We start from the raw sequence: 20,725 nt of genomic DNA, 5'->3' as shown, positions 1-20,725 counted from the left end.
ATGGAGTACATCGCAGTCCTAGCGCCGTCCATCGTTGTAGGTTTGATCTTCTGGTTTGCCATGAAGTCGATCTTCAATGCAGACAAATCCGAGCGTCAGGCAGAAGCGCGTGCCCAGGCCGAAGCGAATTCAAAAAATGCCGGCCCGGCATCTGAAGGTCCAGCCACTAAATAGGCTCCTAAATGGGTTCCACTTTCACAGGAATCCAATTGTGCTTTGACGTGCGTGCTTGCCGTGAACGATAATCGACAAAGGAACCCGGGGAATTTCTGATTATCCATCCCTCCAAAAGAGAGGCAACTCATGGCACAGAAAGTAAAAATCATCCTCGTCGATGACCTGGATGAAGGGGCTGCGGACGAAACTGTCCGCTTCGGCCTGGACGGTGTGAGCTACGAAATGGACCTGTCCACAGCAAACGCATCATCGCTGCGGAAAGCCCTGGAACCGTTTGTCGCAAAGGCCCGGAAGACCTCTTCCGGCCGCGGGACGCGGGGTCGCGCTACTCCGGCCCGCAACCAGGATTCCGCACAGATCCGGCAGTGGGCCCGGGATAACGGTTACACGGTCAACAGCCGCGGACGTATTCAGGCTGAAATTCAGGAAGCCTACCAAAAGGCCAATTCCTGATTCACCGCTTCAATGCCCCGGCAGTCACTGCCGGGGCATTGGTTGTTTAAGGAGCCGGATTTGTAGGGCGGCACCATGGCCTGACGGCGAAATATGCCGTGAATCTTCCCGGTGCTGGTCGCCCGCTTGCCGGTGCTATTGGGGGAGCGGGAAAGCACCCCTCTTACGCCGCCGCGGATTAATCCCGGGCGGCCCGGCGGCAGGTTGCCCGGGCCGGCAGGCAGGATGTCACCGTCGCCCGCCGCGGTCAAGGGGAAGTGTCCGATTTATTCCTCCGCGGCGTCATGTTTCCCCTGTGGCGAACACGCTCCAAAAGTGTTGCTCCGGCACGTAGCATCAAAGTACGTCGTAGCTAGGAGTGTGGCGAAATGTTTGAGAGATTTACGGACCGTGCCCGTCGCGTGGTCGTCCTTGCCCAAGAAGAGGCACGGATGCTCAACCACAATTACATCGGTACCGAGCACATCCTCTTGGGTCTGATCCACGAGGGTGAAGGCGTTGCTGCCAAGGCGCTCGAGTCCCTGAGCATTTCGCTCGATGGCGTTCGCGAGCAAGTACAGGAGATCATCGGCCAGGGCCAGCAAGCCCCGTCCGGTCACATCCCCTTTACGCCGCGTGCCAAGAAGGTGCTTGAGCTTTCCCTCCGTGAAGCACTGCAGCTCGGCCACAACTACATCGGTACTGAGCACATCCTGCTCGGCCTCATTCGCGAAGGCGAAGGTGTGGCCGCACAGGTGCTGGTGAAGCTTGGTGCAGACCTGAACCGGGTCCGCCAGCAGGTCATCCAGCTGCTCTCCGGGTACCAGGGCAAGGAGACCGCAGGCAGCGGCTCCGGCCAGGGCCAGCCGGAAGGTACCCCTGCCGGTTCGGTGGTGCTTGACCAGTTCGGACGCAACCTCACGCAGGCTGCCCGCGAAAACAAGCTCGATCCTGTGATCGGCCGCGAGCAGGAGATGGAACGCGTCATGCAGGTCCTCTCCCGCCGCACCAAGAACAACCCGGTGCTGATTGGTGAGCCCGGCGTTGGTAAGACTGCCGTCGTCGAAGGCCTCGCCCAGGCGATCGTCCGCGGGGATGTCCCGGAGACCATCAAGGACAAGCAGCTGTACACGCTTGACCTCGGTTCCCTGGTTGCAGGCTCCCGCTACCGCGGTGACTTCGAAGAGCGCCTGAAGAAGGTCCTCAAGGAAATCCGCACCCGCGGCGACATCATCCTCTTCATTGACGAGATCCACACCCTCGTCGGTGCAGGTGCTGCCGAAGGCGCCATTGATGCTGCGTCCATCCTGAAGCCGATGCTCGCCCGTGGTGAACTCCAGACGATCGGTGCCACCACCCTTGACGAGTACCGCAAGCACATCGAAAAGGACGCCGCGCTTGAGCGCCGCTTCCAGCCGATCCAGGTCAAGGAACCCTCGGTTGCGCACGCGATCGAGATCCTCAAGGGACTTCGCGATCGTTACGAGGCACACCACCGCGTGACGATTACCGACGGCGCCCTCGCCTCAGCGGCTCAGCTGGCCGAACGCTACATCTCGGACCGCTTCCTGCCGGACAAGGCGATCGACCTCATCGATGAAGCCGGCGCACGCCTGCGCATCCGCCGCATGACGGCTCCGCCGGAGCTCAAGGCCATGGACGAGCGCATTGCCGATGTGAAGATGGAGAAGGAATCCGCCATCGACTCCCAGGACTTTGAGGGTGCGGCCTCGCTGCGCGACAAGGAGCAGAAGCTCATTGCCGAACGCGCTGAGAAGGAGCGCACCTGGAAGTCCGGCGGGATGGACGACATCTCCGAGGTTGACGAGGACCTGATCGCGGAAGTTCTGGCGAACTCCACGGGTATCCCGGTCTTCAAGCTCACCGAGGAAGAGTCCTCGCGCCTGCTCAAGATGGAAGACGAACTGCACAAGCGCGTCGTCGGCCAGGACGAGGCCATCAAGGCACTGTCCCAGGCCATCCGCCGCACCCGTGCAGGCCTGAAGGATCCCAAGCGCCCCGGTGGCTCGTTCATCTTTGCCGGCCCCACGGGCGTCGGTAAGACCGAACTCGCCAAGGCCCTTGCCGAGTTCCTGTTCGGTGAAGAGGACGCACTCATCACGCTGGACATGTCCGAGTACTCCGAGAAGCACACGGTTTCGCGTCTCTTCGGTGCACCTCCGGGCTACGTCGGCTACGAAGAAGGCGGCCAGTTGACGGAGAAGGTCCGTCGTCGTCCGTTCTCCGTGGTTCTGTTCGACGAAGTGGAGAAGGCCCACGCCGATCTCTTCAACTCGCTGCTGCAGATTCTGGAAGACGGCCGCCTGACCGACTCCCAGGGCCGCGTGGTGGACTTCAAGAACACCGTGATCATCATGACCACCAACCTTGGTACCCGCGATATCTCCAAGAGCGTGGCGACGGGCTTCCAGTCCGGCACGGACACCCAGACCGGTTACAACCGGATGCGGGCACGGGTTACCGAAGAGCTCAAGCAGCACTTCCGCCCCGAGTTCCTCAACCGTGTTGACGACGTCGTGGTGTTCCCGCAGCTGACGCAGGACGAGATCATCGAGATCGTGGACCTGTTCGTGAACCGCCTGGAGCGCCGCCTCAAGGACAAGGACATGGGCATCGAGCTCACCCCCGCTGCCAAGGTTCTCCTGGCCACGCGTGGTTACGATCCCGCTATGGGTGCCCGGCCGCTGCGCCGCACCATCCAGCGCGAGATCGAGGACCAGCTGTCCGAGAAGATCCTGTTCGGCGAGATCCACGCCGGCGACATCGTAGTGGTGGACGTTGACGGCGAAGGTGACGACGCCAAGTTCACGTTCGAAGGCAACGCCAAGCCGCGTATCCCGGAGATCGCTCCGACCGCGTAAGGCCAACGCTTTATCCCAGAAGCCCCACCCGCTCCGCAAGGAGTTGGTGGGGCTTTTGTGTTGCGCGGGCCAAGGAAAGGTGGCGCACTAGTCCGGGACGCCTGCTCCGGCCAGGTAGTTGGCCACGATGCCGGCGAATTGTTCGTCGGAGTGGCCGGAGTGTGCCTGTCCAGCCATCGCCGCCGCCAAATGCGGGTAGTCGCCGCTGTGAAGGGCTTCGACGAGGTAGGGAACGCGGCCGGCAGCGGCGCCGTCGACTGCTCCGGAGCCGGGTGCGGAAGCCAGTTCGTTTTGTACGAATGCTGACGTGATAGCTGACAGCATGGCCACGGTTTGCAGCTTCGCCGGACCTGGAAGGTCCACCGTTGACAGGGCGGATACGGCAGCTTCGAGGTATCGGAGTGAATTGGGGCCCATTGACGGGCGGGTCAACAGCAAGGGGGCCAGCCAGGGGTGTCGGTGCATGATGTCCCTTCCCTGGTGGGCAAGGTTCAGAAGTTTCTCCCGTGGGTGCTCGCCTCCGGCCTCAAGGTGGTACTCGCCGGCGACTGTATCCATCATCAGTTCCACAAGTTCGTCGTGGGATTTCACGTAGCGGTAAAGGGAGGCGGCGCCGGCACCTATGCTGGCGGCTACCCTTCGAATGGACACCGCAGGGAGGCCTTCGTCGTCCGCGATGCGGAGGGCCGCCGTCGCAATTCCGTTGCGGGAATGTTCGGGTTTGGGCCCGACGGTTGCACGCTCGGGGCGCCGCCAGACGTCCGTGGGATCGTGAGCAGCCAATCCAGTACCGCCCTTTCATCCTGTTGAAGTGATTTGGTCCTGTTCCCATTCCACTATATTCTTAATTGCGAACGGTGATCGCAATTAGCGAAGGTGAGGAACGGCATGCGGGTACTTATGGTGACTCCCGGAACGCGCGGGGATGTGGCGCCCATGGCTGGTCTCGGGCATCGCTTACAGGGGCTGGGCTACGAGGTTGCCATTGCGGCCAATCCTGCCTATGCCCCCCTGGTTGTTGAGTCCGGATGCGAGTTCAGGCCGCTGCCGGGGGACCTGGTGGAACTCATCAAGCAGCCTGCCCCTGGCGCAAAGGCAGCACCCGGAGGCGTGCTGACGTTCTGGCGGAAGCTTGGCGAGTATATGGACAACGCGGCCAAGGGAACCTTGGCTGCCGCCGAGGCCGGAGCCGATGTGATCATGGCCAACTCGGTGGCACCCTATGCCTATGACATTGCTGAGGCCTTTGGCATCCCGGCCATTGGCGCCCATTTACAGCCAACGGAACCGAGTGCGGCTTATCCGCCCGTGCTGATGAATTCGGCTCGAAGCCTGGGTGCGCTGGGGAACAGGATCATTGGCGAGCGGGCGGCTGCGGGGCCGGCGCCGTACGATGCTCCCAGTGCCCGCCTTCGCAAGCAGCTGGGCCTGCGCAAGGAAAGCCGGGCAGCGGGCGAGCGTCGTCGGAGGAAGGCCCGGGCAACCATTCTTCACGGCATTAGTCCCACCGTTCTGCCGCGGCCCGCGGATTGGCATGCGGGATTGGTGATGGCCGGCTATTGGTGGCCTCCGGAGCATTCAGGCTGGCAGCCCTCCGCGGACCTGGTGGACTTTCTCGCAGACGGTCCAGCGCCCGTCTTCGTTGGTTTCGGCAGCAGCGCGCACCTTGACCCCGGCTTCATCCTCGAGGCCACGCGTCGCGCCGGAGTTCGGGCCGTTGTGCAGGGCGCGGAGGGCGTGTTGGGCGATGATGCCATGGGTGTTGGGAGTGTCCCGCACGAGTGGCTGTTCCCCCGCATGGCTGCTGTTGTTCACCATGCCGGCGCCGGAACCACTGCCGCCGGCTTGCGTGCGGGCGTGCCGTCGGTAGGTGTCCCCGTGTATACGGACCAGCCCCTCTGGGCCTCGCGGATCGCAACCCTGGGCGCCGGTCCCCAACCGCTTCCGTACAAGAAGCTGACTCCGGAGCGCCTTGGTGACGCCATTTCGAAAGCCGTGGCAACGCCGTCGTACGCGCAGCAAGCGCGGGTCCTGGCGGCCGCCATCGCGAAGGAAGACGGGACTGTGCCGGTGGTCGAGGCTCTGCGGACTCTCCCATCCAAGTAGCAGTACAGCGCGTTTAGAGCGCTCATAACGCGCTGTACTGCGACCTAGTTGGGTGCGGGATATGTGAAAGTACTGTTTCACTGTGAGTGAACCACCCTGTGATCGGGAGCACAATGCGTGTTGAATCGGATCATGGACTCTGCTGACACTCACACCCCGGGCGAGCAGCCCGAAACTCCCTTCCACCACATGGACCACTACCTCGCCATCCCGCGGGTCAGCGGCCTTACCCTCAGTCCCGATGGCAAGCGCTTGGTCACCACCGTTTCGACGCTGAACGGCAAGGGAACCGAGTTCGCTTCAGCCCTCTGGGAGATCGATCCCACCGGCCAGAAGCACGCACGCCGTATCACCCGCAGTTCCAAGGGTGAGGCGGGCGCGGCGTTCGCGGCAAACGGCGACCTCTACTTCACCTCGGCGCGCCCGGATCCGGAGAGCCCGGACGCTGACCCGGTGAACGCCCTCTGGCTCCTCCCTGCCGACGGTGGAGAAGCCCGCGTGGTGCACTCGCGCTCGGGAGGCATCAGTTCCGTCATGGCCGCGAAGGATGCGGACGCCACGTTCGTCAGCGCCGAGGTCCTGGCGGGATCCACCGACGAGGACAACGACGACGAGCGCCGAAAGGCCCGCAAGGACAACAAGGTCTCCGCCATCCTGCACAGCGGCTACCCGGTCCGCTACTGGGATGCCGACCTCGGCCCCGCGGAGCCGCGGATCTTTGCCGTCGAGGAGGGTGACGGGCCGGAACCCGGCAAACCGTCAACGGTGGACGCCGCAGCTCCGCTCAAGCTCCGCAACCTGACAGTCGGTGCAGGCGGTTCTCTGCGTGAGTCAAAAACAGTGGTGAGCCCGGACGGGAAGACCATTTACACCAGCATGACCAAGGCGCTCGCCAAGGCCGACAGCCGCGAGGTGCTGGCCGCCATCGACGTCGCCACCGGGAATGTCAAGGTGCTGCTGGACCACGAAGGCATGAGCTATTTCCCGGGACCCGTCAGCCCGGACAACGGCACGCTCGTGGTAGAAAGTGAAAGCGACACCACGCCCACGCAGGCGCCCCAGGTGAAGCTGCACCTGCTCAACGTCAGCGGCGGCGAAACCACGGACCTCGAGCCGCTGGCGCACCACTGGGATCGCTGGGCCACCGTCCTTGCCTGGCTTCCGGATGGCAGCGCCGTCCTGGCCAAAGCGGACGACGACGGCGCGTCGCCGGTTTTCCGGATCAACGTCGCTGACGGTGGGGTCACCCGGGTGACGCAGGACGCTTCCGCCTATTCCGACGTCGTGATTTCTCCCGACGGGACTGCGGCGTTTGCCCTGCGGAGCTCGTACGAATTCCCCGCCGAAGCGGTCCGGATCGACATCGCCACTGGAGAAGTGACCAGACTGCAGGCACCCGCCGAGCGGCCCGTCTACAAGGGACATCTGGAGCGCGTGGAAACGACGGCGGACGACGGTTCACGAGTGCCCGCCTACCTTGCGCTCCCCGAAGGGGCCTCCGGCGACAACCCCGCGCCGCTCCTGCTGTGGATCCACGGCGGCCCGCTGGGTTCGTGGAACGCCTGGACGTGGCGCTGGAACCCCTGGCTGCTCGTCGCCAAGGGTTACGCCGTGCTGCTGCCCGACCCCGCGCTCTCCACAGGCTACGGCCAGGAATTCATCCAGCGCGGCTGGGGCGAGTGGGGCAAGAAGCCCTTCACCGACCTCATGGCCATCACCGACGCGGTGGTGGGGCGCCCGGACATTGACGAGTCTCGGACGGCTGCGATGGGGGGATCGTTCGGCGGCTACATGGCCAACTGGGTGGCCGGCCAAACAGACCGGTTCAAAGCCATTGTTACCCACGCCAGTTTGTGGGCGCTGGACCAGTTCGGCCCCACCACTGACGCCGCCCAGTACTGGCTGAAGGAAATGACCGTGGAAATGGCCATGGAGAACTCGCCGCACCTGAACGTCGGCAACATCAAAACACCCATGCTGGTAATCCATGGCGACAAGGACTACCGGGTTCCGATCGGCGAGGGTCTGCGTCTTTGGTACGAACTCCTGTCCTCCTCGCAATTGCCCGCTGACGACAACGGCCAGAGCCCGCACCGCTTCCTCTACTTCCCCGACGAAAACCACTGGGTGCTCCAGCCGCAGCACGCGAAGATCTGGTACGGAGTGGTGGAGCACTTCCTGGCGAAGCAGGTGCTGGGCGAAGACGTTGCTTTGCCGGAGGAGTTGGGGGTCTAGGCGATTCGTTCGCCGGCGGACATCCGGCGGATCCCGGCGGCGTAGGCGTCGAGGACGTCGAAGATGCCCCGGTGCTGCCATACCCGATGACGGCCGCGGCCTGACACCTCGACGAGTACGCCAAGGTCTGTGAGGGAGTCCAGTGCACGAAGCGCCGCCATCTCACCCAGCCCAAGCTCGGTGGTGAGGTATTTCGTGTTCATCGCGGGCTGGCCGATGAGAGCCGGCAGCACCTTCCACGCTGCGGCGTCCGCGCGCAAGCGTGACATCTTGATGCGGGACGACTCGAGTTGCGCAACGAGGTCATCGACGAGCTTTGATCCGGTGGTCGCGGCGATCCGGCTGGCCCGGGCGAACTCCCGGACGATCGGGCCCGCATCGCCATCACGGAACGAGCCCAGCGCTGCGAAGTAGCGCTGGGTGTCGACAAGAAAACCCGCTGAGATCGGCACCGCAGTCGAGCCAACGAGTCCCTTGTTGCGGAGGATCGATTGCGCCAGTGCACGCCCAGTCCTGCCATTCCCGTCGGGGAATGGGTGGATCGTTTCGAACTGGGCGTGGCTGACAGCGACCTGGACCAGCACCGAAATATCCTGGCGGCTGATGAATTTGACCAGGTCATCGATCGCTCCGTGGATGCGGTCATGGTGCGGGGCAACGAAGTCGATAGTCCTCGGGCCGGCCTCACCGGGACCCACCCACACCTGCCCGACGCGGAAATGGCCAGCTTCGGCTGGGTCGAAGCCAGGCTGTTGGAGCATGAGCGCCTTGTGCATCGCGAGAATGGACCTCCCGCTGATGTCGTCAGCGAGCCGGAGGGCCGCCTCCATGGCGCGGACGTTGCCTATGACGGTGAGTGCGTTGGCTTTGTCGCCMTCGCCGATCTCGGCGAGGGCTAGTTGCTTCGCGGATGTCGTCAGTTGTTCGATTTGCGAGCTGGAGGCCGACTCGGTGCGAAGCAGGATAGCCGTCATCGGTCCGAGGGCAGGATTGTTAGTGCCAAGTGTGTGCTGGGCGTGCTTGTCGAATTCGACCAACTGACGGGTGGCATCTTCGACGTCGGCGGAATCCTCGCCGGAGATGTGGGGGGCCCAGCCCGCGATCGACGCCGTGACGGCCGCCTCGTAGGGGCCGGTCTGCCGCGCCACTTCGGCACGCGAATACATCTCCGGCGCGCGTGGCTGCCAATCGAAGGTCTCGAATGAGACCGGGTCGACCGGGATGCGCACGGTGGCAGGTGTTGGCATTCGATAACTTTACCAACACTTAGTCGAAGAAGTGTTGGTAACTATCCGGTCCCTCCCATCTAAACTTTCGCCGAACCGTGGGCCGGGGGCTGTATTACCAACAGATGGGCCCTGAAATGTTGGGAAGTTCCGCCTGCAGGAGGAGTCAATGGGCTGCGCATCTACTCCTCGCTAGGATGGGGGAGTGAATTCGACCTTCAGCCTCCGTCCTGCCCGCACCAGCGATGTAGCGGCGATCAAGAGACTGGTGGCGCCCTTGGCGGAGGAGCGGATCCTCATGGCCAAGGAGACCGTGGCTTATTACGAGAGCCTGCAGGAATTCCGGATCGCCGAGTCTGACGGCGGGGAAGTCATTGGCTGCGGCGCGCTCCACGTGATGTGGGAGGACCTGGCCGAGATCCGCACTCTTGCGGCTGCTGATTCCTGGCGGGGGCGGGGCGTGGGGCATGTCCTGGTGGAGAATCTCCTTGAGGAAGCGCGCGCGCTTGGTGTGAGCCGCGTATTCTGCCTGACGTTCGAGGTGGACTTCTTTAAGCGCCACGGGTTTGAAGTCATGGCCGACCAATCGGCCGTGGATCCCCAGGTGTACTCCGAGCTGCTGCGCTCACATGACGAAGGCGTGGCCGAGTTCCTGGACCTGGCTCGGGTGAAGCCGAACACCTTGGGCAATACCCGCATGATCAAGCAGCTCTAGGCCTGCTTCCCCTTCTCCCCGCGCCGCGGTCCTGCAGGAAAATGGCGCGTCTTTCAAGCGCGCCCGATTATGAGTGATTTAAACCTCTTTCCTTATCTAAAATTGATGGATAAACTGATCAAGGCTTGCTGGGGAAGCTTCCACCACATCGGTCAATTGAGAGAAGATCATGCAGTCCCACGCGTCCCTTTCAGATGTTTCAGAACTCCAACTCAGCGTGCGCGGTCCAGTGTTCACGCCTGCCGATCCCGGCTTCGCCGCTGAAGTAGCGGCCTTCAATTTATCCACACAGCACCAGCCCGATCTCGCCTTCGGAGCCCTCGACGCAGAGGACGTCTCGGCGGCGATACGCTGGGCAGCGGAACGCGGTGTGCCCGTGTCCGTCCAGTCAACCGGGCACGGTGCCACCAATGCGATCGAGGGTGGCTTGCTGATCAGCACCCGACGAATGCTCGAGCTCAGTATTGATCCCCTGGAGAAGACAGCCCGCGTGGGTGCGGGTGTCCGTTGGAAGGCCGTGGTGGATCTCGCCGGGACCTTCGGCCTCATGGGGCTCTGCGGTTCAACCACTGATGTTGGCGTGGTGGGTTACACGCTGGGCGGTGGGCTGCCGATCCTGGGCCGCAAATACGGATTCGCTTCTGACCACGTGATTGCCTTTGAAATCGTCACGGCGGATGGAACCCTGCGAAGGGTAACCAAGGACGAGAATTCGGAGTTGTTCTTCCTCCTGCGCGGCGGCAAGGGCAATCTGGGAATCGTCACGGCCATGGAGTTCCACCTGTTCCCGGGCTCCGACCTCTACGCCGGCGGAATCTACTTTGACGGGGAGCATGCTCCTGAAGTCCTGCAGGCGTTCAGGGGTTGGGCGCCTGCCCTGCCTCTGGAGGCCTCGGCGTCACTTGCCTTCCTGCGGCTGCCGGATATGGAGATGGTGCCGGAACCTCTGCGCGGAAAGTTTGTGATCCACCTCCGTTATGCCTACCAGGGTGATCTGGCGGCGGCGGCAGAACTCGTGGAGCCGATGCGCCGGAGTGCACCGTTCATGATGGATGCCACTGGTCCGCTTGACGCCACTGCCTTCGACTCCATCCACCAGGACCCGGACCAACCAGTTCCTGTGCTGGAACACGGGTTCCTGTTGGACAGGCTGGATACCTCGGAAGCCGAAACGCTTCTGCGGCACTTTGGTCCCGGCGTCGAAAGTCCCGTGCTGCTGGCCGAACTCCGGTTGCTCGGCGGTGCTTTGGCCAAGAGCGCAGATGGTGACGACATTGTGGGTGGTCGCGATGCTGCATTCAGCTTCTTCATGGGTGCCATTGCCGTCCCGCCGATGGTTTCGATGTTGCCGGCAGTTTTCGATGCCGTCCATGAAGACCTTCGCCCTGCAGCCAATGCCGGAACCTTCGTGAACCTCCATGGCCACTTTGTGGATGCCGAAGACCGGGAACGGCCATGGCGGGCAACGGCGTTGGAACGGCTCCGGAAGGCGAAGGCTGAGTTGGACCCGCAGAACATGTTCAGCTTCGGGCATGTGGTGGGGCTCCCGGTCATTGACCAGACGGTGCTGCTTGAAGACGTTGTGTCAGCCGGCGGCGACGCCGTGCTGAACAACTAGGGGCTGAGGGCGATGAACAACCGCGTCACGTTCCCCGACTTCTCCGCCTTCCAGATCGACATCCCGCACGGATCATGGCCGCACGAAGCGCCATGGTCCGGGGACAGGCATTCGGACCCGGACCTGTACTCGGCCTTCTGGCCCGAGTTCCATGCCAGGCAGGAATCCGAGGCGGTGACAGCACCGCCGTCTGAGCAGTAGCAGGCCCGCGGGGCAGGGCGGAAGGGGCAGCTCCCAGAAGCTGCCCCTTCCCGCTGCTCACCCGCCGCTCTGTGGCCCTCAGGGGTGCCCAGCCGGTGTTACAGGGCTTCGGGAAGTCCCCAGAATGCGTCTTCCGCTGCTCCGTCCGCTGAGAAGAGCCGCACTTCGGTGATCTTTCCGTTGCTCACTGTCAGCAGATCCGTCCCGGCCATGTCCATCGAAGCGTCGGTGCGTTTGCCCGAGAAGTGAACGGGAACGGCTACCAGTTGGCCATTGACCATGGGGTTGCCGGTGACGGTGAGCTGGAAGGTTCCCTCGCTGGCCTGCATCATTCCACCGACCAGGGCGCCTACCGCGTCGATTCCTGCATGGTCGCCGGAAAAGCGGTTGGAGCCAGGCTGGTGCCACACCACATCCGGGTTGAACAAGGCCATTGCCGCGGAAACGTCGCCGCGGCCGAGTGCATCGAAGTACGAGGCGGCTACGGCCGCTGGTTCCTGGTGGTTCATGATTTCTCCTTTGGGCTGGGGTTACTCAATCATGGTTACATTCGGTAACCTGTTACATCAACGTAACTAAAGGATGGTGCCGAGGAGTTTGATGAGAATGAACGCGCCGGCCTGGAACGTCATGGTGTCCACGTGCCCCTCCCGAACGTCCCTGGCGAAGATCGCCAACAAATGGACCGCAATGATCGTGATTGCACTGAGTGACGGTCCCTTACGGTTTGGCGGGCTGCGGGAAGCCGTGGATGGCATTAGTGGAAAGGTCCTCGCGGATACCTTGCGGGACCTGGAGAGGGACGGAATCGTGAGCCGCACGGCCTATGACCAGATGCCTCCCCGCGTGGAGTACGAGCTGACCCCTCTGGGTGGCACGCTCCGCGAACCCCTCACGGCCCTGGGGCGCTGGGCAGAACAGCACATCGAGGACGTGATGTCTGCGCGGGACGCCTATGACGACCGTCCAACGCCGGGGGCGCTGACCTAGGGTACGAGCGTGGGTTGGGCGTCGAAGCGGCGTCGATAGTCCGTGGGCGTGGTGGAAAAGGCCCGGGCAAAGTTCTGCCGGAGGGTCACTGCGCTGCCAAAGCCGCATTCGGCTGCCACCTGGTCTATGGACAGGCTGGAGCTTTCCAAGAGGTGCCTGGCTGCATCCAGCCGCTGGGAACGCACCCACGCTGAGGGTGTGGCGCCCGTAGAGGACCTGAAGGCGCGAATGAACGTTCGGCGACTCATGTGGGCCTGGTTGGCCAGCGTCTCGATGGACAGATCCTCGCCCAGATGCCCAAGGGCCCACTCGAGCAAACGTGCCATGGGGTCTTCCGAGGAACGTGGCGGCAGGGGGTGCTCAATGTACTGCGCCTGCCCGCCCTCGCGGTGCGGAGCGATGACCAGGCTGCGGGCCACCTGGTTGGCTGCTGCGGATCCCAGGCGGGTCCTGACCAGGTGCAGGCAGGCGTCCAGCCCGGAGGCGGTCCCAGCCGAGGTCAGTACGTCGCCGTGATCGATGTACAGCACCGTCTGATCCAGGAAGACGTCCGGGTGGCGTGCTGAGAGCGAACTGAAGGCCGCCCAATGGGTGACGGCGGACCGTCCGCCCAGCAGGCCGGCATCGGCAACAGGGATGGTGCCCAGGCAGAGGCCAAGTATGATGACGCCGCGCTGATGTGCCTGTTGAAGTACGTTGCGGAGCTGCTCGCTGGGCTCGCGGCCGTCATCAAACCATGAGGGCACCACGATGACGTCGGCTTCGGCCGCCGATTCGGGGCCAAGGATTTCTCCCAACTGATAGCCCTCCGCAGTGCGGATGTGGCCCGCCTGATCCGCGAAAAGCAGGGTGGTCCACTCGGCGAGCCCTTGGCGCGAGACCTCGTCGAAGACCATTTGGGGGACAGCAAGGTGGAACATCGTGACGTCGTGGAAGGCATACACCGCGATGCGCACAAGGTCCCCTTTCCGGTTTGGCCTGAATCAATCGTACAAGGGCATTCATGCCACTGGTGGACGCTTCCGAAGGCGCCGATGATGGAATGGTGCCGCAAACCTGCCTGGGCATTCCACTTCACCGAAAGAGAGCACCATGAGCATTCCCCGCCGCGCCCTTGTCCTGGTCGACGTCCAGCAGCAGTACTTCAGCGGACCCCTCGAGATCCAGTTCCCGCCGCACCAGGAATCCATTGGGATGATAGGCAAGGCCATTGACGCCGCGACGGCCGCCGGCATCCCGGTTGCTGCCATCCAGCACAGCGCTGGAGAAGGTGCGCCGGTTTTCGCGCCGGGAACCGCGGAGTACGACCTCCACCCTGACGTCGAGGCCCGACGAAGGGACTCCTGGAAGGACGTCGTCAAGGAGTACGGCTCGGTTTATGCCGGGACGGACCTGACCGAATGGCTGCGGGAGCACGACGTCGACACCGTCACCTTGGTGGGGTACATGACCAACAACTGCATCCTGGCCTCAGCCGTGGAAGCCGAATTTATTGGTTTCAGCACCGAAGTCCTCTCCGATGCGACCGGCGCCATCAACCTGGCCAATGCCGCAGGATTCGCTGATGCGGAAACAGTCCACACCACCCTGATGGCGTTGCTGAACTCGAACTGGGCGGCAGTCAGCAGCACTGACGCCTGGGTGGATGCCCTGAAGGCGGGCAGCGCCCTGGAGAAGAGCGATCTGGGCAGTTCGGCAGTGGCCGGAGCCCTGCGCTGACCGGAGACCTCTCCGGATCAAGGGAGCCCAGGGCCTACCGTGGGCCGGGCCGCCGGTAGTAGGGTCAGAGCACCAGCCGCAGCACGCCCAGGAGCATCCCATGAAAAAGCTCATTAATGATCCACGCGCAGTGGTGGACGAGTCCGTAGAAGGGTTCGGCATGGCCCATGCCGACATTGTGGACGTCCATCCCGAGCCCAAATATGTCATCCGAAAGGGCGCTCCGGTGGCGGGCAAGGTTGCCTTGGTCTCCGGCGGAGGCAGCGGTCACGAGCCCCTGCACGCAGGTTTTGTGGGACTCGGCATGCTCGACGCCGCTGTGCCCGGCGCCGTCTTCACCTCGCCAACACCTGACCAGATTATTCCGGCGACCGTCGCGGTGGACTCAGGCGCCGGCGTCGTTCATATCGTGAAGAACTACACCGGCGACGTCCTGAACTTTGAAACCGCCGCCGAGATGGCGCAGGCCGAAGGCGTGCACGTGCGTTCGGTCCTGGTGAACGACGACGTCGCGGTGGAGGATTCGCTGTACACGGCGGGCCGGCGTGGGGTGGGCGGAACGGTCCTGGTGGAAAAGATCGCAGGGGCGTCGGCTCAGCGTGGCGACGACCTTGACACCGTCACGGCCATCGCCGAGCGGGTGGCGGCCAACGTACGGACCATGGGCGTGGCTCTGTCCGGCTGCACTGTGCCGCACGCAGGCACGCCGAGCTTCGAGCTGGAAGACAACGAGATCGAGATCGGTATAGGCATTCACGGCGAACCGGGCCGGCACAAGATCGCCATGGAGCCAGCCGATGCCATCACCGACCGCCTGCTGGAGCCTGTGCTGGAGGATCTTGCCCTGGCGTCCGGGGACAAAGTGTTGCTGTTCGTGAACGGCATGGGCGGAACCCCGCAAAGCGAGCTCTACATCGTCTACCGGCGTGCAGCCCAGGTCCTGGCCGAACGTGGTGCCACCGTCGAGCGCTCGCTGGTGGGCAACTACGTGACATCCCTGGAGATGCAGGGCTGTTCGGTCTCGGTCCTGCGCCTCGATGACGAGATGACACGGCTATGGGATGCTCCCGTCCACACTGCAGCCTTGCGCTGGGGAGCCTGAAGATGGGGTTGACCGTTGACTGGGCCACGGACTGGTTGAAACTTTCCGCCAAAGCCATGGAAGAGCACCGCATGGAACTGATCGAACTGGATCGGCCGATCGGCGACTCCGACCACGGCGAAAACATGGACCGCGGGTTCCAGGCCGTCCTCCAGAAACTCGACGAGGCGCCACCGGCAACTCCCGGAGCCGCGCTCAAGGCCGCCGCGATGGCCCTCATGTCCAAGGTGGGAGGCGCTGCCGGGCCGCTGTACGGGACGGCATACCTGCGGGCAGCTGCCTCGCTGGGCGATGCCGCCGAGATCGACGCCGAGACTCTGGCGGCTGCTCTGGCCGCCGCTCGTGATGGCGTGGTGGCGCGCGGCAAGGCCGAGCTTGGGGACAAGACCATGATCGACGCGTGGACACCCGCAGTGGAGGCTGCCCGCAAGGCAGCCGACGGTGGCGCAGATCCGGTGGGCGTCCTGGAGGCGGCTGCCGAAGCGGCTGAGACCGGGGCGATGGCAACGGATCCCTTGGTGGCGCGTAAAGGGCGGGCCAGCTACCTGGGGGAGCGCAGTGCCGGGCACCGGGACCCCGGGGCGGCCTCAACGGCGCTGCTTCTCCGTGCGGCCGCCGCGGCTGCTGCCGGCTCCACCGGCGACACAGGAACAGACGCCGTATGACGGTTGGGATCGTGGTGGTTTCGCACAGCAGCAAGATTGCCGAGGGGGCGGTGGAACTCGCTTCGCAGATGGCGCCCGACGTCGAATTGGTCGCCGCCGGGGGCACCGACGACGATCGGATCGGAACCAGCCTGGAGAAGGTGCTGGCCGCCGTCGAGCAGTCCCTGGTTGATTCCGGTGGTGACGGCGTGGTGGTCATGACCGATCTGGGCTCGGCCGTCATGACGGCTGAGTCCGCCATGGAGTTTGCGAGCGACCCTGATGCGGTGCTCCTCGCGGACGCCCCCTTGGTTGAGGGGCTTGTGGCCGCAGCCGTGGCCGCCCAAGGAGGGGCCGGCGTCGCGGATGTCCGCAAGGCCGCGGAAGATGCGGGTTACCGGCCCGCGGAGCCGGCTGAAGCTGTCGGGGCCCCAGGTGCGGGCGAGCCGGACGCCAGCGGCGACTTCACCCTCATCAACCCCTTGGGCATGCACGCCCGGCCCGCCGCTAAGATCGCAGGCGGCCTGTCCGGGTTGGAGGCAGAGGTGACCGTCAACGGCGTCGATGGCATGTCCATCATGGCGCTCATGGCGCTCGCCGCCGGGCAAGGTTCCACGCTTCGTATCGAAGCCCGCGGCAAGGACGCACAGAGAGCTGTTGACTACGTCCGACGGTTGGTGGAAGAAGGGTTCGGGGAGCTCTAGTTCTAACGGATTTGCTTCCAAATATTGCTAAGTATGCTGATTAGTGATGTTGTAGAGGTACAGGTTCACTACAAGGAAGAGGTGCGAATCATGGGTGCTGACGACAAAATGGAGAACGCTGGCGAGAAGCTTGGTGGCAAGGCCAAGGAAGCTGCCGGAAAGCTGACGGACAACGAGCGTCTTGAAGCAGAAGGCAAGGGCGACCAGACCAAGGCCGACCTCAAAGGCGCCGGCGAGAAGCTGAAGGACGCCTTCAAGAAAGACTAGGTATCCGGACAGGGCCGCTGCGGTTGCAGCGGCCCTGCCTTGTTTTACGAGGCGATTGTTGTGTGGGGCGTCGTCCGTCGGCGCCAAACCTGATGGAGGATCTACGTGAACATACTGGTGAAAATTTTCGGCCTGGCAATTGGACTTGGCGCCGGCGCGCTGGCAAACAAGACGCTGGAAGGCCTCTGGGAGAAAAAGACCGGCAAGCCTGCCCCCAAGGACAGCACAGACCTCAATGACTCACTTCCGGGTGTGCTGGTCTTCGCGGTTGTCTCGGCCGGCGTCGCCGCCGTGGTTCACGTTCTCACCCAGCGGGGCACCAAGAGTGTCCTGGCCCGCATAAAGAAAACGGCTGACGAGGTCTAAAAACATGGCTATAGCTAAGTTCCCAAGTGTCGTCATCGATTGTCCCGACCCGGCCGTCCTGGCTGCCTTCTATGGCGAGCTCTTCGGCTGGGAAGTCGAGGACAAAGGCGACTGGTTCGATATCCGCCCCGGCGACGGCAGCAACTGCATCTCCTTCCAGCAAGTGGAGGTGTACCAGGCGCCGGTGTGGCCCGGGCAGACCATTCCGCAGCAAATGCACCTGGACATGGTGGTGGAAGACCTGGACAAGGGCGAAGAAGTTGCGCTCTCGTTGGGTGCCACCAAGGCCGAGCACCAGCCCGGTGAGACGTTCAGGGTGTTCCTTGATCCGGCCGGCCACCCGTTCTGTCTCTGCCTCAGCTAAGGCCTGGCCGCCGCTGGGCCTGAACCCTGCGGCGGCTCCCGGCCCTTAGCCTTGCTGCGCCGCCCATTCCTCGACGCGACGGTTGCTCTCTTCCTCGGAGAGGTCCTCGACGCGCGTCATGATGGACCAACGGACGCCGAACGGATCCCGGATGCTCGCATAGCGGTCACCTGATACGAAGGTGGTCAAAGGCTCCCGGATGGCGGCGCCGGCTTGCTCTGCTTTGCGGACCAGGCTGTCCGCGTCGGAGCAGTAGAGGCCCAGGGAATAGCAGTCGTCCTCGCCTGACGGCGCTTGGACCAAGTGATATTCGGGGTTGGGTTCGCCCAGCTGGAGGTGGCCGTTTCCAAAATCGAGTTCGGCGTGGACCACTACCCCGCCCATCTCGGTCTCGCCCACCACGCGGGCCCCGAACACGTCCCGGTAGAAGGCGATGGCCGCCTTGGCGTCCGGCACCGAGAGGAACGGCGTGAGGCTGGTGAGACCGTTGGGAATGCCGTGGGTGGTGTGCTCCCCGTGGGCGGCCGTGGTTGATTCTGTGCTTGTAGTATCTGTCATGGATACGACGCTACGTGCCTCCGGGTGCCGGGCGCTTGGAGATTCGCGACAGGTTCACGCCGATCCGGGGAGGGGCTTATGGAGGGTTCCTTCAAGGGCATTCTGTACCCCGCGCGCCTACCCACCTTCAACCGTGTTACCGCACCGGCATCAGTAGCGGACCTGGTGCAGTGGTTCTGGATCCCCGAGTGGGACATCGAAGCCGGCCGGACCTCCCGTCAACACCTCATCGCCTACCCTGCCTCCAACCTGGTGGTCCAGTCTGCGGATGTCGTCTTTTCCGGACCCACCACCCGCGCCGCACACCGCGACCTGACCGGCTCTGGCTGGGCCGTGGGCGCGCTGCTCCGCCCGGCGGCCGTGCCGTTGTTTACCGACGACCCCGGAACCTTGCGGGACAAGGAATCGGCAGTGGAACTGATGGAGTTGCACGCTGCGGTTTCGGACGCGATGGCCCCGGCTTGCGGCGCCACAGTGCCCCGCGGTGCCACAACGCCTCCAACCGACACAACGCACGACGACGGCACTCACCGAAGGCGGGCAGTGGAGGCCTTTGTTGCGTGGCTGGTTTCACTGGACGTAGTGCTCTCGGAGGAAGCCCTCCTCGCGAACCGGATGATGGATGTCATCGCTTCCGACCCTGAGGTGCTCTTGCTTGAGGATGCGGCCACTCGGTTGTCTGTCTCACCGCGAACGCTGCAGAGGTTGGCCAGGAAGTACATAGGACTCAGCCCCGCAGCACTCATACGTCGCCGGAGGCTTCAGGACGCCGCCGAGCGTACCCGGTCCGATCCAACAGCGGACCTTGCGGCGATCGCCGTCGAACTTGGCTATTCCGATCACGCGCACCTGACAAACGACTTCCAGAAGTATCTTGGCTTCACCCCGAGTACGTACCGGAGGTCAGCTGGGGAGTCTTGAGCGCCGAATGCTCGGACGCCGCGTCGGTGATTTCCGGCGTCGTGTCCTCCCCGCGGAAAGCCGCCAGCATGGCGTCGCGATCGAATTGTCCCTCCCACTTGGACACCACGAACGTCGCGACGCAGTTGCCCAGCAGGTTGACCACTACGCGCATGGAGTCCATCAATCGGTCTGCTCCCAGCAGCAGTGCAACTCCGGCTACCGGGAAGATTCCGAGCGCCCCGGCCGTCGCGGAGAGGGCAAGGAACGCGGACCCTGGAACGCCGGCCATCCCCTTTGAGGTGAGCATCAGGATGCCGAGCGCTGCCAGTTGCTGACCCAGGTCCAGATTGTGGCCAAAGGCCTGGGCAAGGAAAAGGAGGGAGATGGAAAGGTAAAGCGCGGCGCCGTCGAGATTGAACGAGTACCCGGTGGGCACCACCAGGCCTGTGGTTGCCCGGGAACAACCGGCATTGGTCAGCTTGGTCATGATGCGGGGGAGGACGGATTCCGTGGAGGCCGTGCCCAGGGCTAGCATGAATTCTTCGCGGGAGTACTTGATGAACTGCCACAGGGGAACGCGCGGGTAGACCCACGCCACCACAAACAGCAGGCCAATGAAGACCAGTGCTGAGCCGTAGCATGCAGCAACCAGGAGGGCGTAGGTGCTCAGTGAGCTGAGCCCGTACTGGCCGATGATGAAGGCCATGGCACCGAAGGCGCCAATCGGCGCAACCCGCATGACCCAGGACATGATTTTGAAGAAGAGCTCCAATGTCGTCTCCATGAGGTCGACAACGGGCTTGCACTTCTCGCGGCCCACCACCACAATTGCTGCGCCAAAGAAGATGGCGAAGCACAGAACCTGCAGCAGCGTGTTGGACGCAAAGGCTCCTACGACGCTGGTGGGGATGATGCCCAGCAGGAACTGACCTGCGTCTTTGGGTGGGGCGGTGGTGGTCTTGGCGTTCACTGCATCCTCAGACAAGGTCGCCGGGTCAATGTTCAGCCCTGCGCCCGGCTGCACAAGGTTTGCAACCACCAGCCCAAAGGCCAGCGCGAAGAGTGTGGCGCCGGTGAAGTAGATCAGCGCCTTCACGCCTACGCGGCCGACGGACTTGACGTCCCCCACCGCAGAGATACCCGTGACGATGACCAGGAAAATCAGCGGAGCGATGATCATTTTGATGAGCTGAATGAAGCCGTCGCCCAGTGGGCGAAGGGCAGAACCTACGTTTGGCCATAGGTACCCTATGGCGATGCCCAGCACCACGGCCACCAGAATCTGGAAGAACAAGGATTTGTACAGTGGCTTCTTCGCTGGGCTCATGGGGACTGCGGGTGCGGGGATCTTCAAAGTGGCGCCTATCTGTGCGAGGGCCGCGCTGCGGTCGCGGCTGGGATCACACAAGACGCTATGAGGGCCGTGTTTCCGAATTGCTAATTCCTGAGGCCTGTTGTGTTTAATATCGGAACTAGATTTTCACGATGTGGAATCGGGATTTATGTGTGGTGGGCA

Annotated in this window: 23 protein-coding genes; 17 read left to right on the top strand and 6 right to left on the bottom strand. The window is 63.4% G+C overall.

The window, feature by feature from the left end:
* The 3 genes from AB4Y77_RS21590 to AB4Y77_RS21580 all read left to right on the top strand — a co-directional run bounded on the left by AB4Y77_RS21590 (position 1) and on the right by AB4Y77_RS21580 (position 3,491).
* A complete protein-coding gene (locus AB4Y77_RS21590; RefSeq protein ID WP_311211766.1) occupies positions 1 to 174 on the top strand; it encodes a hypothetical protein in 174 nt (57 codons plus the stop codon).
* 129 nt (positions 175 to 303) lie between these two features.
* Positions 304 to 630: a histone-like nucleoid-structuring protein Lsr2 gene (locus tag AB4Y77_RS21585; RefSeq protein WP_311211765.1), complete on the top strand. Its 327-nt coding sequence runs from the start codon at positions 304 to 306 to the stop codon at positions 628 to 630.
* 368 nt (positions 631 to 998) lie between these two features.
* Positions 999 to 3,491 (top strand): ATP-dependent Clp protease ATP-binding subunit, encoded by a 2,493-nt coding sequence (locus AB4Y77_RS21580; RefSeq protein WP_311211764.1) that lies wholly within the window; start codon positions 999 to 1,001, stop codon positions 3,489 to 3,491.
* Positions 3,492 to 3,578: 87 nt separating this feature from the next.
* On the opposite strand, the gene AB4Y77_RS21575 is transcribed toward AB4Y77_RS21580, so the two are convergent.
* Entirely contained in the window at positions 3,579 to 4,274 is a 696-nt protein-coding gene (locus tag AB4Y77_RS21575; protein ID WP_442015301.1) for a TetR/AcrR family transcriptional regulator, read from the bottom strand.
* A gap of 105 nt (positions 4,275 to 4,379) precedes the next feature.
* On the opposite strand from AB4Y77_RS21575, the gene AB4Y77_RS21570 reads away from it, so the two are divergent.
* The gene (locus AB4Y77_RS21570; protein ID WP_442015300.1) at positions 4,380 to 5,597 is read left to right on the top strand and encodes a glycosyltransferase; all 1,218 of its coding nucleotides are present in this window, start codon (positions 4,380 to 4,382) and stop codon (positions 5,595 to 5,597) included.
* Between the two features lie 132 nt (positions 5,598 to 5,729).
* On the top strand, positions 5,730 to 7,832 hold the full coding sequence (locus tag AB4Y77_RS21565; RefSeq protein WP_442015299.1) for a prolyl oligopeptidase family serine peptidase: 2,103 nt from the start codon (positions 5,730 to 5,732) through the stop codon (positions 7,830 to 7,832).
* On the opposite strand, the gene AB4Y77_RS21560 is transcribed toward AB4Y77_RS21565, so the two are convergent.
* Positions 7,829 to 9,079 (bottom strand): Fic family protein, encoded by a 1,251-nt coding sequence (locus tag AB4Y77_RS21560; protein ID WP_442015298.1) that lies wholly within the window; start codon positions 9,077 to 9,079, stop codon positions 7,829 to 7,831. The two genes, AB4Y77_RS21565 and AB4Y77_RS21560, sit on opposite strands and share 4 nt — an antisense overlap.
* Before the next feature lie 184 nt (positions 9,080 to 9,263).
* On the opposite strand from AB4Y77_RS21560, the gene AB4Y77_RS21555 reads away from it, so the two are divergent.
* The 3 genes from AB4Y77_RS21555 (at position 9,264) to AB4Y77_RS21545 (ending at position 11,592) form a co-directional block, all read left to right on the top strand.
* Positions 9,264 to 9,773: an amino-acid N-acetyltransferase gene (locus tag AB4Y77_RS21555; protein ID WP_311211759.1), complete on the top strand. Its 510-nt coding sequence runs from the start codon at positions 9,264 to 9,266 to the stop codon at positions 9,771 to 9,773.
* Between the two features lie 169 nt (positions 9,774 to 9,942).
* Complete coding sequence (locus AB4Y77_RS21550; protein WP_442015297.1) at positions 9,943 to 11,391, top strand: FAD-binding oxidoreductase; 1,449 nt, start codon at positions 9,943 to 9,945, stop codon at positions 11,389 to 11,391.
* A 12-nt stretch (positions 11,392 to 11,403) separates the two neighbouring features.
* A complete protein-coding gene (locus AB4Y77_RS21545) occupies positions 11,404 to 11,592 on the top strand; it encodes a hypothetical protein (RefSeq protein ID WP_311211757.1) in 189 nt (62 codons plus the stop codon).
* 98 nt (positions 11,593 to 11,690) lie between these two features.
* On the opposite strand, the gene AB4Y77_RS21540 is transcribed toward AB4Y77_RS21545, so the two are convergent.
* Positions 11,691 to 12,101 (bottom strand): nuclear transport factor 2 family protein, encoded by a 411-nt coding sequence (locus tag AB4Y77_RS21540; RefSeq protein WP_442015296.1) that lies wholly within the window; start codon positions 12,099 to 12,101, stop codon positions 11,691 to 11,693.
* A gap of 91 nt (positions 12,102 to 12,192) precedes the next feature.
* Here AB4Y77_RS21540 and AB4Y77_RS21535 point away from each other — a divergent pair, with 91 nt between their 5' ends.
* On the top strand, positions 12,193 to 12,582 hold the full coding sequence (locus AB4Y77_RS21535; protein ID WP_311211755.1) for a winged helix-turn-helix transcriptional regulator: 390 nt from the start codon (positions 12,193 to 12,195) through the stop codon (positions 12,580 to 12,582).
* On the opposite strand, the gene AB4Y77_RS21530 is transcribed toward AB4Y77_RS21535, so the two are convergent.
* Positions 12,579 to 13,538 carry a GlxA family transcriptional regulator gene (locus AB4Y77_RS21530; RefSeq protein ID WP_442015295.1) on the bottom strand — a complete coding sequence of 320 codons (960 nt, stop codon included), beginning with the start codon at positions 13,536 to 13,538 and terminating at the stop codon, positions 12,579 to 12,581. The two genes, AB4Y77_RS21535 and AB4Y77_RS21530, sit on opposite strands and share 4 nt — an antisense overlap.
* 136 nt (positions 13,539 to 13,674) lie before the next feature.
* Between AB4Y77_RS21530 and AB4Y77_RS21525 the strand changes: the two genes are divergently transcribed.
* The 7 genes from AB4Y77_RS21525 (at position 13,675) to AB4Y77_RS21495 (ending at position 17,748) form a co-directional block, all read left to right on the top strand.
* Positions 13,675 to 14,301 (top strand): isochorismatase family protein, encoded by a 627-nt coding sequence (locus tag AB4Y77_RS21525; protein WP_442015294.1) that lies wholly within the window; start codon positions 13,675 to 13,677, stop codon positions 14,299 to 14,301.
* 100 nt (positions 14,302 to 14,401) lie between these two features.
* Entirely contained in the window at positions 14,402 to 15,403 is a 1,002-nt protein-coding gene (dhaK, locus tag AB4Y77_RS21520; protein ID WP_442015293.1) for a dihydroxyacetone kinase subunit DhaK, read from the top strand.
* Between the two features lie 2 nt (positions 15,404 to 15,405).
* Positions 15,406 to 16,068: a dihydroxyacetone kinase subunit DhaL gene (gene dhaL / locus AB4Y77_RS21515; protein WP_442015292.1), complete on the top strand. Its 663-nt coding sequence runs from the start codon at positions 15,406 to 15,408 to the stop codon at positions 16,066 to 16,068.
* Positions 16,065 to 16,751, top strand: coding sequence for a dihydroxyacetone kinase phosphoryl donor subunit DhaM (gene dhaM, locus AB4Y77_RS21510; RefSeq protein WP_442015291.1), 687 nt, complete (start codon positions 16,065 to 16,067; stop codon positions 16,749 to 16,751). The genes dhaL and dhaM overlap by 4 nt, the downstream gene beginning before the upstream one ends.
* Before the next feature lie 90 nt (positions 16,752 to 16,841).
* On the top strand, positions 16,842 to 17,018 hold the full coding sequence (locus AB4Y77_RS21505) for a CsbD family protein (protein WP_035760998.1): 177 nt from the start codon (positions 16,842 to 16,844) through the stop codon (positions 17,016 to 17,018).
* Positions 17,019 to 17,123: 105 nt separating this feature from the next.
* Positions 17,124 to 17,384 (top strand): DUF4235 domain-containing protein, encoded by a 261-nt coding sequence (locus tag AB4Y77_RS21500; protein ID WP_311211749.1) that lies wholly within the window; start codon positions 17,124 to 17,126, stop codon positions 17,382 to 17,384.
* A 4-nt stretch (positions 17,385 to 17,388) separates the two neighbouring features.
* The gene (locus tag AB4Y77_RS21495; RefSeq protein ID WP_442015290.1) at positions 17,389 to 17,748 is read left to right on the top strand and encodes a VOC family protein; all 360 of its coding nucleotides are present in this window, start codon (positions 17,389 to 17,391) and stop codon (positions 17,746 to 17,748) included.
* 45 nt (positions 17,749 to 17,793) lie between these two features.
* On the opposite strand, the gene AB4Y77_RS21490 is transcribed toward AB4Y77_RS21495, so the two are convergent.
* Positions 17,794 to 18,306, bottom strand: a complete 513-nt coding sequence (locus tag AB4Y77_RS21490; protein ID WP_311211748.1) for a VOC family protein — start codon at positions 18,304 to 18,306, stop codon at positions 17,794 to 17,796.
* Between the two features lie 78 nt (positions 18,307 to 18,384).
* Here AB4Y77_RS21490 and AB4Y77_RS21485 point away from each other — a divergent pair, with 78 nt between their 5' ends.
* On the top strand, positions 18,385 to 19,227 hold the full coding sequence (locus AB4Y77_RS21485) for a helix-turn-helix domain-containing protein (protein WP_442015289.1): 843 nt from the start codon (positions 18,385 to 18,387) through the stop codon (positions 19,225 to 19,227).
* Here AB4Y77_RS21485 and AB4Y77_RS21480 read toward each other — a convergent pair.
* A complete protein-coding gene (locus AB4Y77_RS21480) occupies positions 19,187 to 20,563 on the bottom strand; it encodes a cation:dicarboxylate symporter family transporter (RefSeq protein WP_442015288.1) in 1,377 nt (458 codons plus the stop codon). The genes AB4Y77_RS21485 and AB4Y77_RS21480 overlap by 41 nt on opposite strands.
* Positions 20,564 to 20,725 lie beyond the last annotated feature (162 nt).

Origin of the sequence: Paenarthrobacter sp. YAF11_1 (assembly GCF_052113445.1) — a bacterium.
Taxonomy (GTDB): domain Bacteria; phylum Actinomycetota; class Actinomycetes; order Actinomycetales; family Micrococcaceae; genus Arthrobacter.
Note: the sequence above shows the minus strand (reverse complement) of the source record. Positions and strands in the feature narration are given on the sequence as shown.